General features: G+C 66.8%; 10 protein-coding genes. 4 read left to right on the forward strand and 6 right to left on the reverse strand.

The window, feature by feature from the left end; translation table 11 throughout:
• Positions 1 to 42 precede the first annotated feature (42 nt).
• On the reverse strand, positions 43 to 1284 hold the full coding sequence (argJ, locus tag ACXAGF_RS17215) for a bifunctional glutamate N-acetyltransferase/amino-acid acetyltransferase ArgJ (RefSeq protein WP_475018593.1): 1242 nt from the start codon (positions 1282 to 1284) through the stop codon (positions 43 to 45).
• Between the two features lie 55 nt (positions 1285 to 1339).
• Positions 1340 to 2227, reverse strand: coding sequence for a peptidylprolyl isomerase (locus ACXAGF_RS17220; RefSeq protein ID WP_475018594.1), 888 nt, complete (start codon positions 2225 to 2227; stop codon positions 1340 to 1342).
• 233 nt (positions 2228 to 2460) lie between these two features.
• Here ACXAGF_RS17220 and secA point away from each other — a divergent pair, with 233 nt between their 5' ends.
• A complete protein-coding gene (gene secA / locus ACXAGF_RS17225) occupies positions 2461 to 5178 on the forward strand; it encodes a preprotein translocase subunit SecA (protein ID WP_475018595.1) in 2718 nt (905 codons plus the stop codon).
• 42 nt (positions 5179 to 5220) lie between these two features.
• Here the strand turns inward: secA and ACXAGF_RS17230 are convergent, their stop codons facing one another.
• Positions 5221 to 5502, reverse strand: a complete 282-nt coding sequence (locus tag ACXAGF_RS17230) for a hypothetical protein (RefSeq protein WP_475018596.1) — start codon at positions 5500 to 5502, stop codon at positions 5221 to 5223.
• Positions 5503 to 5608: 106 nt separating this feature from the next.
• Between ACXAGF_RS17230 and ACXAGF_RS17235 the strand changes: the two genes are divergently transcribed.
• Complete coding sequence (locus tag ACXAGF_RS17235) at positions 5609 to 7027, forward strand: lipopolysaccharide biosynthesis protein (RefSeq protein WP_475018597.1); 1419 nt, start codon at positions 5609 to 5611, stop codon at positions 7025 to 7027.
• A gap of 1 nt (position 7028) precedes the next feature.
• Positions 7029 to 8294, forward strand: a complete 1266-nt coding sequence (locus ACXAGF_RS17240) for a GNAT family N-acetyltransferase (protein ID WP_475018598.1) — start codon at positions 7029 to 7031, stop codon at positions 8292 to 8294.
• A gap of 5 nt (positions 8295 to 8299) precedes the next feature.
• On the opposite strand, the gene ACXAGF_RS17245 is transcribed toward ACXAGF_RS17240, so the two are convergent.
• Both ACXAGF_RS17245 and ACXAGF_RS17250 read right to left on the reverse strand, forming a co-directional pair.
• Complete coding sequence (locus ACXAGF_RS17245) at positions 8300 to 9955, reverse strand: AMP-binding protein (RefSeq protein ID WP_475019335.1); 1656 nt, start codon at positions 9953 to 9955, stop codon at positions 8300 to 8302.
• A 71-nt stretch (positions 9956 to 10026) separates the two neighbouring features.
• Positions 10027 to 10293 carry a BON domain-containing protein gene (locus tag ACXAGF_RS17250; protein ID WP_475018599.1) on the reverse strand — a complete coding sequence of 89 codons (267 nt, stop codon included), beginning with the start codon at positions 10291 to 10293 and terminating at the stop codon, positions 10027 to 10029.
• Positions 10294 to 10382: 89 nt separating this feature from the next.
• On the opposite strand from ACXAGF_RS17250, the gene ACXAGF_RS17255 reads away from it, so the two are divergent.
• On the forward strand, positions 10383 to 11588 hold the full coding sequence (locus ACXAGF_RS17255) for an adenylate/guanylate cyclase domain-containing protein (RefSeq protein ID WP_475018600.1): 1206 nt from the start codon (positions 10383 to 10385) through the stop codon (positions 11586 to 11588).
• A gap of 76 nt (positions 11589 to 11664) precedes the next feature.
• Here the strand turns inward: ACXAGF_RS17255 and ACXAGF_RS17260 are convergent, their stop codons facing one another.
• Entirely contained in the window at positions 11665 to 13743 is a 2079-nt protein-coding gene (locus ACXAGF_RS17260) for a right-handed parallel beta-helix repeat-containing protein (protein ID WP_475018601.1), read from the reverse strand.
• Positions 13744 to 14438: the final 695 nt, after the last annotated feature.

Genomic DNA, 14438 nt, shown 5'->3' on the forward strand with positions numbered 1-14438 from the left:
CGGTGGAGGCGATTTTCGTCATCGATCGGTCCGTCCCGGCGCTCAACTGCGGTAATCGCCATTGATTTCGACATATTCCTTGGTGAGGTCGCAGGTCCACACCGTCGCGGTGCCGGAGCCGAGGCCGATGTCGACGCGGATCGCAATGTCCTGCTCCTTCATCACCGCCGAGGCGGCCGCTTCCGAATAATGCGGGTCGCGTTCCCCGTCGACGGCGACACGAACGTCGCCGAACCAGATGGCGAGGCGGTCGCGGTCGGCCATTTCCCCGGACTTGCCAACGGCCATCACCACGCGCCCCCAGTTGGCGTCCTCGCCGGCGACCGCGGTCTTGACCAATGGCGAGTTGGCGATCGCGAGCGCGATACGCTTGGCGGCGGCGTCGTTCTCGGCGCCGTCGACCGTGATGGCGACCATCTTGCGTGCGCCCTCGCCGTCGCGCACGACCTGCAGCGCCAGATCCTTGAGCAGATCGTTCAGCGCGGAGCGGAACCCGGAAAGGGCCGGGTCGGCGGAGCCGGTGACCGCCGGCTGCCCGTCGGCGGCCGCCGCGCCGGTGGCAAACAACATCAACGTGTCCGACGTCGAGGTGTCGCTATCGACGGTGACGGCGTTGAACGTCGGCCCGACGCCGTCCGACAGCAGCGCCTGCAGCACCCCGGCCGGGATGTCGGCGTCGGTCACCACGAAGGCGAGCATCGTCGCCATGTCGGGCGCGATCATGCCGGCGCCCTTGGCCATCCCGTTGATGCGCACGGTGACGCCGCCGATGCTGGCGGTGCGCGTCGCGACCTTCGGATAGGTATCCGTGGTCATGATCGCCTTCGCCGCCTCGAACCAGAAGTCCTCCTGCGCGGTGGTTGCCAGCCTGTCGAGGACGCCGGAAAACTTGGTGGCGTCGAGCGGCTCGCCGATCACCCCGGTCGAGGCAAGAAACACCTCGCCCTCGCCGCAGCCGACCGCCTTGGCCGCCGCCGAAGCGGTCATGGCCGTCGCCTCGCGCCCCTTGCGCCCGGTGAACGCGTTGGCGTTGCCGGAATTGACGACCACCGCCCTCGCCGTGCCGGCCGGAAGGTTGGCCCGGCAGAAATCGACCGCGGCCGAGGGGCACTTCGAGGTGGTGAACACGCCGGCCGCCGATGCCGGGGCGTCGAAGACCATCATCAGCACGTCGGTGCGGCCCTGGTACTTGATGCCCGCGGCGGCGGTGGCCATCCGGACCCCGCGCACGGGCGGCATGGCGGCGAAGGATTTTGGGGCAAGCGGAGAAATGGAACCGGACATGGCACTTCCCATTGATCATGAAGGGCCCGCCGCCGGGCGGCGGGCCGATGGCGCGCTAGTTCTTCGGCGCGGCGGCGTCGGGCGCCGGCTCGGCCTGCTGCGCCTTGGTGGCCTCGTCGTAGGACTTCTTCAGCGCCGGATCCTCGATCTCGACCGGGGCGTCCGCCTTGGCGGCCTCGATCAGCGCAATGTACTTGTCCCGCATTACGAGTTGACGAACCTGCGGCTCGACCTGCGCCAGCGGCGGCGGGGCCTGGTCGCGCTTGTCCTCGACGAGAATGACGTGGAACCCGAACTGCGTCTTCACCGGGGCCTTGGTGTAGGTGCCGGTGTCGAGTCCGAACGCCGCCGCCTCGAACTCCGGCACCATGCGACCCTTGGTGAAGTAGCCGAGATCGCCGCCTTCCGAGGCCGCGTCGGTCGACTTCTCCTTCGCCAGCTCGGCAAAGTCCTTGCCTTCGTCGAGCGCGGCGATGACGGCCTTCGCCTCGTCCTCGGTCTTCACCAGGATATGGCGGGCACGGACCTCCTGCTGCGGCTCGATCGCGGCGACTTCCTTGTCGTAGCGCGCCTTGACCTCTTCTGGGGTGACCATGTCGACGACGTGCTTTTTGAAGTAGGCGTTGTGCAGCTCGCGGTCGGTCAGGTAGGCGATGCGCTGCTTGAACGCCGCGTCGTCCTGCAGCCCCTCCTCCGACGCGCCGGCGGCAAGCAGCTTCATGTCGATCAGCGCCGAAAGCGCGGCGACCGTCTTCTGCTCCGGCGGCAGGTTGGCGAGCTGCGGATCGAGGCCGGCCGTCGCGAGATCGACCTCGGACTGGTGGATTTCGATGTCGCCCACCTTGGCGACGACCGGGTCGGTCGCATCCTGGGCGACGGCAGCACCGTGGGCGGCCGCGATCGCGATCAGCGCAACGGCTGCCATCTTGCTGTACTTGAACATTCTCATAAACCTTTCACAGACGGCCGGGTTCGTGACGGAACAGGCTTCTAATCGGTTGAACAGCACCGGAATGTGGCGGTTCTGTAACCGATTGCGCCGTTGACATCATTCGACCCCCCTCTTATCTGTCACGCAATCTCGCGTCCAGAACGTTTCCGGGCGTTTCGCGGGTTTGCGCCGTTGGTTGCATGCCCCCTTGAAGCGCCCCTGACACAAAAGAAAGGACCATCCCGATGGTCAGTCTCGGCGGCATCGCCCGCAAGCTGTTCGGCTCGTCCAACGACCGCCGCGTCCGTTCCTACAAGCCGAGGGTCGACGCCATCAATGCCCTCGAAGCCGAGATGAAGGCGCTGTCCGACGAGCAGCTGACGGCCAAGACCGCGGAATTCCGCCAGCAGCTGGCCGACGGCAAGTCGCTCGACGACCTGCTGGTGCCCGCCTTCGCCGTCGCACGCGAGGCGGCCGTGCGCGTGCTCGGCCTGCGGCCCTTCGACGTCCAGCTGATCGGCGGCATGATCCTGCACGAGAAGTCGATCGCGGAGATGAAGACCGGTGAGGGCAAGACGCTGGTGGCGACGCTGCCGGTCTACCTGAACGCGCTGGCCGGCCGCGGTGTCCATGTCGTCACCGTCAACGACTACCTCGCCCGCCGCGACGCGGCGATGATGGGCAGGATCTACGGCTTCCTCGGGCTTTCGACCGGCGTGATCGTGCACGGCCTCGACGACGACCAGCGCCGCGCCGCCTACACCTGCGACATCACCTACGCCACCAACAACGAGCTCGGTTTCGACTACCTGCGCGACAACATGAAATATGATCGCGCCCAGATGGTCCAGCGCGGCCACTTCTACGCGATCGTCGACGAGGTCGATTCGATCCTGGTCGATGAGGCGCGCACGCCGCTGATCATCTCCGGCCCGCTCGACGACCGCTCCGATCTCTACACCACCATCGACGCCTTCATCCCGATGCTGTCGGACGAGGACTACGAGATCGACGAGAAGCAGCGCTCGGCCAATTTCTCCGAGGTCGGCACCGAGAAGCTCGAGAACCTGCTGCGCGATGCCGGGCTGCTGAAGGGCGAGTCGCTCTACGACGTCGAGAACGTCGCGATCGTCCACCACATCAACAACGCGCTGAAGGCCCACAAGCTCTTTACCCGCGACAAGGACTACATCGTCCGCAACGGCGAGATCGTCATCATCGACGAGTTCACCGGCCGCATGATGCCGGGCAGGCGCTATTCGGAAGGCCAGCACCAGGCGCTGGAGGCCAAGGAGAAGGTGCAGATCCAGGCGGAGAACCAGACGCTGGCCTCGATCACCTTCCAGAACTACTTCCGCATGTACGACAAGCTCGCCGGCATGACCGGCACGGCGGCCACCGAAGCCGAGGAGTTCGGCAACATCTACGGCCTCGAGGTCGTCGAGGTGCCGACCAACCTGCCGATCCAGCGCAAGGACGAGGACGACGAGGTCTACCGGACGGCGGAGGAGAAGTACAAGGCGATCATCGAGGAGATCAAGGACGCGCAGCAGCGCGGCCAGCCGATCCTGGTCGGCACCACCTCGATCGAGAAGTCGGAAGTCCTGGCCGAGCGGCTGAAGGCGGCCGGGGTGAAGAACTTCCAGGTGCTGAACGCGCGCTACCACGAGCAGGAAGCCTATATCGTCAGCCAGGCCGGCGTGCCCGGGGCGGTCACCATCGCCACCAACATGGCCGGCCGCGGCACCGACATCCAGCTCGGCGGCAATCTCGACATGCGCCTCGAGCGCGAACTCTCCGACCTCGAGGCCGGCCCCGAGCGCGACGCGCGGCGCGAGGCGATTGCCGCGGAGGTCCGGCTGCTGAAGGAGAAGGCGCTGTCCGCCGGCGGGCTTTACGTGCTCGCCACCGAGCGTCACGAAAGCCGCCGCATCGACAACCAGCTGCGCGGCCGCTCCGGCCGCCAGGGCGACCCGGGCCGCTCCAAGTTCTACCTGTCGCTGCAGGACGACCTGATGCGCATCTTCGGCTCCGACCGCATGGACGGCATGCTGCAGAAGCTCGGCCTGAAGGACGGCGAGGCGATCGTCCATCCCTGGATCAACAAGGCGCTCGAGCGGGCGCAGAAGAAGGTCGAGGCGCGCAACTTCGACATCCGCAAGAACCTCCTGAAATATGACGACGTGCTGAACGACCAGCGCAAGGTCATCTTCGAGCAGCGGCTCGAACTGATGGATGCCGAGAGCATCAGCGAGATCGTCGAGGACATGCGCCAGGAGGTGATCGAGAACCTCGTCAGGCTGCACATCCCCGAAAACGCCTATGCCGAGCAGTGGGATGTCGCCGGCCTGAAGGCGGGCGTGGCGCAGCACCTCAATCTCGACCTGCCGGTCGACCAGTGGGCGGCCGAGGAAGGCATCGACGAGGCCGACATCCTGGAGCGCGTGAAGACCGCCGCCGACAAGGCCGCCGCCGACCGGGCCGAGCGTTTCGGACCGCAGATCATGGGCTATGTCGAAAAGTCGGTCGTGCTGCAGACGATCGACCATCTCTGGCGCGAGCACATCGTCAACCTCGACCACCTGCGCTCGGTCATCGGCTTCCGCGGCTACGCCCAGCGCGACCCGCTGCAGGAGTACAAGGGCGAGGCCTTCGAACTGTTCCAGGCGCTGCTGGCGAACCTGCGCCAGACCGTCACCGCGCAGCTGATGCGCGTCGAGCTCGTCCGCGAGGCGGCCGAAGCCCCGGCTCCGTCGCTGCCGGAGATGGAGGGGCACCACATCGACGGCACCACCGGCGAGGACGATTTCGGCGAGGGCGGCTTCACGGCCGTCGGCGTCAATCCGGAGGACCGCGACCCGCAGAACCCCTCGACCTGGGGCAAGGTGGCCCGCAACGAGCCATGCCCCTGCGGCTCGGGCAAGAAGTACAAGCACTGCCACGGCGCCTTCGAGCAGGTCTAGCCGCGGCACCGCCGCGCCGGAACGGTCAGCTCAGCAAAGTGTTCAGATGCCGCCCTCGGGCGGCATCGTCGTGAAGGGCCCCGCCGGGCTGTGCCCGCATTCGGCCTCGGCCAGCGCGATCAGGTTACCGAGCGCTTCGACCCCGAGGCGGTTCATGTGCCGGCGGCCGAGCGCGACGTCGATGCGGAAGGCGAGGTCCCCGGCGCTCGCGCCGACCAGGTCCGACAGGCGCTCGACGCCGATTTCCTCGAGATAGCGGATCATCGTCGGCCCGATCGAATAGGCCCTGAGCATGCGCGCCCGCTCCTGCGGATCGATGGCCATATTCCCTGCCTTTTCCCTGTCTTGCCGGGCCCCCGGCACGTTTTGTTAACCCTGGCCTGACAAGACTGGCCGGGTGTGTTTTGCGTTGCTGCGGGTTCCTGTGTTCATGGCGGTCATTCAGTCGGCGGAAAAGCTGCTGCCAAACGGGCTCCGCCGCAGGGTGGCCCCGCTGGCGCGCCATTTCGCCGAGTCCCTGGCCGGCGACGACCCCCGCAGCCGCGCCCAGCGCATGGCGCTGATCGCCTTCGTCATCCGCATTGTCAGCGCCGCGATCGCCTTCGTCTCCCAGGTCATCATGGCACGCCTGATGGGCGAGTTCGAGTACGGCATCTTCGTCTTCGTCTGGGTGCTCGTCGTCATCTTCGGCAACCTCTCCTGCCTCGGCTTCCATTCGACCGTGGTGCGGTTCCTGCCGCAGTACAGCGCCCGCGGCGCCTTCGACGAGATCCGTGGCCTGACCGCCACCGCGCGCACCTTCGCGATGGTGTCGGCCAGCCTGCTGGCGGGGTTCGGCCTGCTCGGCCTCTGGCTGCTGTCCGACCGCATCGAATCCTACTATCTGGTTCCGGTCTATCTCGGCATCTTCTGCCTGCCGATGATTGCGCTCGGCGACGTGCTCGAGGGCACCGCCCGGGCCCACAGCTGGGCCGTGGTGGCGCTGAGTCCGACCTACATCGTCCGGCCGCTACTGATCCTCGTCTGCCTCGTCGCGGCGGTGCTGCTCGGTGCCCCAAGGACGGCACAGACGGCGATGGCCGCTGCGCTGGTGGCGACCTACCTGACGTCGGTGGTGCAATTCTTCAACGTCGCCTTCCGGCTGCGCCGGACCTACCAGCGCGGCGGCCGGCGGACCGAGTTCAGGGCCTGGGCCGGCATGGCGCTGCCGATCTTCCTGATCGAGGGCTTCGGATTCCTGCTCACCAATTCCGACGTCGTCGTCGTCGGGCTGTTCCTCGACCCGGACAGCGTCGCGGTCTACTTCGCCGCCGCCAAGACGATGGCGCTCGTCCATTTCGTGCTGTTTTCGGTCAAGGCCGCGGCCGCCCCGCGCTTTGCCGCCCTCTACGGCCATGGCGAACGCAGGCAGCTGGCCGCCTTCGCCGCCGAGACCGTGCGCTGGAGCTTCTGGCCCTCGCTTGCCGTCGGCCTCTGCGTGCTGCTCGCCGGCGAGTTTCTGCTGTCGCTGTTCGGCCCCGCCTTCACCGCCGGCTACGCCGTCATGGTGATCCTGTTCCTCGGCATCCTGGTCAAGGCCGCCGTCGGCCCCGGCGAGGTGCTGTTGACGATGGCGGGGCAGCAGAAGCTGTGCGTGCTGGTCTATGCGGCGGCGCTGACGGTTAACATCGGCCTCAGCATCGCCCTGATTCCGGCCCTTGGCATCACCGGCGCCGCCGCGGCCACGGCCGGCGCCATGGCACTCGAGGCCCTGCTGCTCCACATCGCGGTGCGGCGCACGCTCGGCATCTCCCTCTTTGCGCTGGCCGCGCCGGCAAGGGCTGCGGCGCGCGGCGACAGGACGGACTGACATGACCTTTGTTTCCGGATCGGGCGTCAACACCGCCGACGCGTCGACCGCGACGGCCCCGCCGTTCGAGCCGAAGGCGCCGGCGGCCGAGCACCGTATCGCCCTCGGCCGGCCGGGGCGCTCGCTGTCGCTCTATCCGGCCATTGCCGGCTATGAACTGCAACAGGAGCTCGACTTCCTCTCCCATCGCGCGCTGGAGCCGAACGTGTTCTTCACCGGGCGCTTCCTGGCGCCGGCGATGCCGCGGCTGGAGGACCGCACGGTGCGGCTGGCGCTGATCCGTGACGAGGACGCGCACCGCAGCCGCATCCGCCTGCTGATGCCGTTCTCGATCGAGCGGCCCGGCTTTTCCGTCGGGGCCGGCATCATCCGCGCCTGGTCCAATCCGTTCGGCCCGCTGGGCACGCCGCTGGTCGACGCCGAGGACGCGGCGGAAACGCTCGACAACCTCTACGAGGCGCTGGCAACGGCCGGACACGGTTTGCCGCCGGTGCTCGTTCTGCCCGACCTGCGCCTGAAGGGGCCGCTGGCGGCGCTGGCGCGCGCCGTCGCGCTCGGCCGCAACCTGCCGCTGACCGTGACCGACACCTACCAGCGGCCGATGCTGGAGAGCCTGCTCGACGGGCCGGGCTACATCAGCCAGGCCATCTCGCCCCAGCATCTGCGCGAATTGCACCGCCAGTGGCGCAAGCTCGAGATGCTGGGCGACCTGTCCTACAACGTTGCCCGCCAGCCGGGCGAGATCCAGCTGCGGATGGAACAGTTCCTGCTGCTGGAAGCGGCCGGCTGGAAGGGACGAAACCGCTCGGCGATGATCAACGACCGCTACCGCGCCGCCTTCGCCCGCGAGGCCGTCACCAACCTCGCCGAAACCGACGGCGTGCGCATCCACACGCTCGACCTCGACGGCAAGGCGATCGCCTCGATGATCGTGTTTCTCAGCCACGGCGAGGCCTACACCTGGAAAACCGCCTACGACGAATCCTATGCGCGCTACTCGCCGGGCAAGCTGCTGGTCGCCCAGCTGACGGAATGGCACCTCGACGACGCCAACATCGTCCGTTCCGATTCCTGCGCGGTGCCGGACCACCCGGTCATGAGCCGCTTCTGGCAGGAGCGCGAGGAGATGGGCACGCTGGTGATCGGGCTCGAACAGAACCGCGACCGCGAGGTGCGGCAGGTGGCGACGCAGTTGCACCTCTACCGCAACACCCGCAACATCGCGCGCCTGCTGCGCGACAAGATCCGCGCGCTCGCCAAGCGATAGCGCGCTCAGCCCGGGGCCGGCTCCAGGCTCTCGGTTTCCCGTGCCGCGCGCTCGCGCAGCAAGCGGCGGATCACCTTGCCGGAGGTCGTCAGCGGCAGGCTGTCGACGAACTCGACCTCACGCGGGTACTCGTGCATCGACAGCCGCGTCTTGACCCAGTCGCCGATGCCGGCCGCAAGCTCCAGGCTGGCCGGATGGCCGGGCCGCAGCAGCACGTAGGCCTTGACGATCTCGGTGCGCACCGGGTCGGGCTTGCCGACCACCGCCGCGAGCTGGACCGCCGGATGGCCGGCGAGACAGTCCTCGATCTCGCTGGGACCGATGCGATAGCCGGACGAGGTGATGACGTCGTCGTCGCGGCCGAAGAAGGTGATGTAGCCTTCGCCGTCCATGCGTCCCATGTCGCCGGTGGTCATCCAGTCGCCGATGAACTTCGCCTGGGTGGCGGCCGCGTTGTTCCAGTAGCCGAGGAACATCACCGGGTCCGGGCGGCGCACCGCGATCTGGCCGATGGTGCCGGCCGGCAGCTCCCGCCCCTCGGCGTCGATGATGGCGACGGTGTGTCCGGGCACCGCCTTGCCGATCGGACCGGGGCGCGACACGCCCAACCGCCCGATCGAGCCGATGACGATGTTGCACTCGGTCTGGCCGTAGAACTCGTTGACGGTAATACCGAGCGTGCGGCGCACCCACTCCCAGGTCTCCCGGCCAAGCGACTCCCCGGCCGTGCCGATGGTGCGCAGGTTCAGCCGGTAGTGCGCCAACGGGTCCTCGACGCTCTTCATCAGCCGCAGCGCCGTCGGCGGGATGAAGGCGTTGCGCACCTCCATCTCCGCCATGATGCGATAGGCCATGTGCGGATCGAACTTCTGGCCGGGCGAGGAGACGACGGGAACGCCGAGCAAGAGCGCCGGCAGCAGCGCGTTCAGCAGCCCGCCGGCCCAGGCCCAGTCGGCTGGCGTCCAGATCCGGTCGCCCGGCTGCGGCAGGAACTCATGGTGCATCTGGAAGCCGGGGATATGGCCGAGCAGCACCCGGTGGCCGTGCAGCGCTCCCTTCGGTGGACCGGTGGTGCCGGAGGTGTAGATCATCAGGGCCGGGTCGTCAGGGCTGCTGTCGACGGCGGTGAACGGCGGCCCCGTCTCGGCCTCGACCGCGGCGAAGGGCACCGTGCCGGCGACCGCGGCCTCCTCTGCGAGGACGACGAGTGAGAGGCCGGGGAGACGCTCGCGCACCGGTGCCAGCCGCTCGAGACCGAAGCCATTGGTGACCAGCGCCCTGACGTTAGCGTCGCGCAGCCGGAACTCGAGCGCCTCGGCGCCAAAGAGAAGCGCAAGCGGCAGGGCGATCGCGCCGAGCTTGTAGATGGCGACATGCGCGATCACGGTCTCGAAGCCTTGCGGCAGCAGGATCGCGACGCGGTCTCCCGCCGATACGCCGCGCGCCGCCAGCCCGCGCGCAAAGGCAGAGGACCGGGCCGCCAGCTCCGCATAGGTCAGGCCCCGGTGATCGCCGTCTGGGGAGAAGTGCTGGAGGCAAACCCGGTCCGGCTCGCGCGCGGCCCAGGCATCGGCAACCGCCGTGCCGATGTTGAAGCGTGCCGGAACCTCCCAGCGGAAGTCGCGGTATAGGTCGTCGTAGGTCGTCCGTTCGCCAAGCATGGTGCAATGCAGTCCTGTTCGCTGCATTGCAGTATCATTTTCCCGGCGCCACCGGCAACGGTTTCGGCTTCTCAGGGCCCGGCGGAAAGCTTCGCCTCGACCGCCGTCACCCCCGGCACGGAGCGGGCGATCGCAACCGCACGCTCGATCTCCTCCGGCGTGCCGACCCGACCGGTCAGGAACACAGTCCCGTCCTTGCACGTCACGGCGATGTCGGACGGGTCGAGCGTAGCCGCCGCCGCCAGCGCGTCGGCCACGGCCGTCTCCAGCAGGGCCGGGTCCGGACCGTCGAAATGTTCCGGCATCTCGCCGTGAAATGTTCCTTCCTTGAAAACCATACGAGCCTCCGACACGATGCGCGGGCTGAGGTATACAATCGCGATCTTACCTGCAATTCTTGGCGCTCAACACCCCAGGCGGAACGACGATGGACGGTCAGGCCCTGCGCGACATCACCCTGTGGCTATCCCGGCAGGGTTACGAGGGGACCGACGAGACGGCCCTGATTGCCGGCTTCTGCGAGCGCTGCAACGCCGCGGGGACGAAGATCGCGCGGGCGCTGTGCCTGATCGACACGCTGCATCCCGATCTCGAGGGCCGCGCATTCCGCTGGGACAGCGCCACGCCCGTGCCCGAGCCCGTGCTCGAATACCAGGCGACCACCGACAGGGAGGCCTGGCACGCTTCCGTCTTCTACCATCTCATGACCGAGGGCAGCGACGAGGTTCGCCGCCCCTTCTGCCGCGGGGCGCCGACGGACTACTCCAACATGGTCGAGTTGCGGGAAGCGGGCCACACCGACTATGTGGCGATGATCCACCGCTTCACCGAACAGGGCCGCGTCGGCGAGATGGACGCCTTCTTCTCGAGCTGGACGACGCGCGAGGCCGAGGGGTTCGGCGAGGATGACCTCGATGCGCTGCGGGTTCTCGTGCCGACCCTGGCGCTGGCCATCAAGTGCGTCTCATCGATCCGCATCATCAGCACCCTTGCGGAGGTCTATCTCGGCCCCGACGCGGGCCGCAAGGTCGTCAGCGGCCAGATCAACCGCGGCGCGGTCGAGAAGATCGGCGCCGTCATCTGGTTCTCCGACCTGCACAACTACACCCCGATCTCGGATTCGTCCGAACCCGAGCAGATCATTCCGTTCCTCAATGACTATGCCGAGCTTGTGATCGGGGCCATTCACGACCACGGCGGCAATGTGCTGAAGCTGATTGGCGACGGGGTACTGGCGATCTTCCGCTCCGACGACCAGCAGGCCGACTGCCAGGCAGCACTGGCGGCGGAGCGGGCGATGCGCCGCAACCTTGCGGACCTGAATGCCAAGCGTCTGGGCGCCGGGCTGCCGGCGACGGATGTCTATCTCGGCCTGCATGTCGGCGAGGTCTTCTACGGCAACATCGGCAGCCGGGTGCGGCTGGACTTCACCGTTGTCGGCCCCGCCGTCAACCAGGTCAGCCGGATTGCCTCGCTGTGCACCTCGGTCGACCGCGACGTTCTGATGTCGCGCGATTTCGTCGACGCCTGCCCGCGGGAGCTGGCCGACGGGATGGTCGCGCTCGGGCGCTATGCGCTGCGCGGCGTGCGCCGGGCGACCGAGCTTTTCACGCCGGATCCGGAAACGCGATGAGGCCCGCCGGATGGCGGGCCCCGTCGGGTCCGTGCGAACCGTCACGGCGGCCTTGCGACCGCCGCGACTAAGGTCGTTACAGGATGAAATCGCTGGCCGAGAGCTTGACGAGGCCCTGCAGCTGGATTTCGAAGTCGTGGACGCCATCGCCGTTCAGGTCGCCCTGGATCACGGTGATGTCGTTGGCCGTCCCGGCGTTGTCTTCGGTCCGCCAGGCCAGCGCACCCGCGACCTTGTCGAACTTGCCGTTGTCCTGGGCGATGAAGTGGAAGCTTCCGTCGCCCCGCGCCGAGCCATTGGCATCGATGGCCGACAGGTCGATCTTGTCGACGCCCTTCTGGAAGTCGGTGATCACGTCACGGTTCCAGCCGGAGCCGGTTTCCGTCGGCGCATGGAAGGCGAAGGTATCGGCATCGGCACCACCGGTCATGATGTCCTTCCCGGCACCGCCGATGATGACGTCCCGGCCGGCACCGCCGTCGAGCTTGTCCGCACCGGCACCGCCGTCGAGGACGTTGCGGCCGCTATTGCCGGTCAGCACGTCGTTGTAGCTGGAGCCGGTCAGGTTCTCGATGCTGACCAGCTTGTCGCCGGCAGCATGGCCGCCCGATGCGGCACCGGTCGCCAGGTTGACGTTGACTGCGCCGGAGCCGGCATAGGTCGCCGTGTCCCGGCCACTGCCGCCGTCAAGCACGTCCGCGCCGGCGCCGCCCTTCAGCAGGTCGTTGCCGCCGAGGCCCTTGAAGGTCTCGTTGCCGCTGTTGGACTGGCCCGCTGCCGGCATGATGTCGTTGCCGCTGGTGCCGGTGTAGACCTTGGTCGTCGGGTTCGTCGGCGTCGTCGGGGTTTCCGGCTCGGTCGGCGTCGTCGGGGTCTCCGGCTCGGTCGGCGTCGTCGGGGTTTCCGGCTCGGTCGGCGTCGTCGGGACTTCCGGCTCGGTCGGCGTCGTCGGAGGTGTCGGCGACACCGAGCCGTCGCCCGGCTGCGGGGCCTCGCCGCGCGGATACTCGAAGTTGCCGGAGATCACCGGCGAGGACTTGTCGACGGAATAGTAGCCGTAGTAGCCCTTCTCGACATGGTTGTTGGTGATCTTGACGCCGGTGATCGCACCGCCGTTGGCCCGCCCGTCGACGTAGACGTTGTAGCCCGCGGTCCCGAGCAGCAGGTTGTTGTTGACGGTGACGTTGGAGATCGGGCCGAAGTCGTTCTTGATGAAGATGTTGGACGTGTCGCGGCTGATCACCGTGTTGCCTTCGATCAGCACGCCGTTCTGGCCGCCCTGGACGGAGATGCCGTCATAGTGCGGATCGGAACCGGCAGCCTGAAGGTCGTGGATGAAGTTGCCCTTCACCGTGCTGGCACCATTCTGCAGGACGATGCCGTTTTCCGACTTCGAGATATCGTTGCCGATGAAGTTACCGCTGCCAAGGATCGCGGCATTGGCGATGCCGTTGTAGCCCGGCCCGGTAATGTCGCAGTTCTGGACGGTGATGTTCTTGGCACCTTCGGCGTCAATACCCCACGTGCCGCTATAGTTGATGACGCAGTTCTTGATCACGACGTCCGGCGCGGTGACGCGAAGCGTGCCGTTGATGACCATGTTCTCGATCACGGTGCCGGCCTTGGTGATCGTCATCGGACCGGAATAGGTCTTCAGCGCGGTGCCGGCCGGAACGCCCGTCGTCGAGGCATCCGGGAAGCCGCTCCCTGCGGCGGCGGCGGCAGCCGGCGCGGGGGCCGCGGCGGCGACCGGCGCATCGGCGGCCGTTTCCAGCGTCGCCGACCGGGAATCGGTCACGCCGAGGGTGCCGGCCGTGGCAACGGTATCGGTCGTGCCAAGGTCGGTCGAGCCGAGGTCGACCTCGGTGGTGGTGGCGTCGCCGTCGTCGGTGGACTCGTCGCCCCAGCCGCGCTTGTCGTTCTGCTGCCAGCCACGCTTCCAGCCGCCATCTTCAACGGCGTTGAAGACGCGGTCGGCAGTGTTACGGCCAAGCTCTGTATTGGTCTCGGCAATGTTCGACAGCAGGTCGAACAGTTTATCAAGGGTCAGAGCTGCAGTCTGGCCGTTTTCGTTGATGGCATTGCCGAGAAGGTCGACATAGGTCTTTTCAGCCTGGACTCCGGCTTTGGTTACATCGCGAATTGTGCTTGTCACTGCTCTTTGCCTTTCTCCCCACCCTAAACCCTTTGGAGATGGTGGTATCTGCTTTGCAAGGACCGGTTAATATTTTTAGTTAATCCGGCGTTACGGCGGGATTAATAGTTCAGCTTTCTGGAGCGCGCAACAGCAGGAAGCAGTAAGTGCTTGAGATAAAAAGCCATATTGCTGCCACAATATCTAAAATCGCACGGATTTGCTTTTTGAATTATTTGCAGAAATCGTGGTGGCCCAAATTGGGGCAGTAAAACGATCACTCCGTTCGGGGTCCGGCCGACCCCACAACTACGAGCAATACGCCCCCATTGAAAACATTAGACAAACGTCATAAGCGGGAACGAAATTTTCCCGCCAAAGGTGAAATTAAAATTTTTTTCATGAATATCGCAATTTTACACCTTTTGGATGGGGTCGAGGTCGATTTCAATCGCAGAATGCCGCGATTCTCGCCTTTGACGGGTGGGAAAGCGAATCACTTCCACCGGTTCGGGCAGCTCTCCGTGGCCGGAATGACGGCCGCAACGGGCCGAACCCGCAGCGTTTGCGGCGCCGCGCACGCCCCCCGCGCGGCCTCCTGCGTCAGTAACCGCGGCGGCGAAGCCCGGGGTCCGGCAGGGGTCCCGGACGGGTGCCAGAGGGGGCGAGTGCGGAGCCAACGATCGGGCGACGGCCTCAGCCATTTCGAGGGAACC

Source organism: Mycoplana sp. ABR4_002 (assembly GCF_056159645.1).

Bases quoted from the DNA above. Each gene is read 5' to 3' on its own strand.
- ACXAGF_RS17235 (WP_475018597.1), top strand. From the start codon at position 5,609: ATGGCGGTCATTCAGTCGGCGGAAAAGCTGCTGCCAAACGGGCTCCGC.
- ACXAGF_RS17240 (WP_475018598.1), top strand. From the start codon at position 7,029: ATGACCTTTGTTTCCGGATCGGGCGTCAACACCGCCGACGCGTCGACC.
- ACXAGF_RS17230 (WP_475018596.1), bottom strand. From the start codon at position 5,502: ATGGCCATCGATCCGCAGGAGCGGGCGCGCATGCTCAGGGCCTATTCG.
- argJ (WP_475018593.1), bottom strand. From the start codon at position 1,284: ATGTCCGGTTCCATTTCTCCGCTTGCCCCAAAATCCTTCGCCGCCATG.
- ACXAGF_RS17255 (WP_475018600.1), top strand. From the start codon at position 10,383: ATGGACGGTCAGGCCCTGCGCGACATCACCCTGTGGCTATCCCGGCAG.
- ACXAGF_RS17245 (WP_475019335.1), bottom strand. From the start codon at position 9,955: ATGCTTGGCGAACGGACGACCTACGACGACCTATACCGCGACTTCCGC.
- secA (WP_475018595.1), top strand. From the start codon at position 2,461: ATGGTCAGTCTCGGCGGCATCGCCCGCAAGCTGTTCGGCTCGTCCAAC.
- ACXAGF_RS17220 (WP_475018594.1), bottom strand. From the start codon at position 2,227: ATGTTCAAGTACAGCAAGATGGCAGCCGTTGCGCTGATCGCGATCGCG.
- ACXAGF_RS17250 (WP_475018599.1), bottom strand. From the start codon at position 10,293: ATGGTTTTCAAGGAAGGAACATTTCACGGCGAGATGCCGGAACATTTC.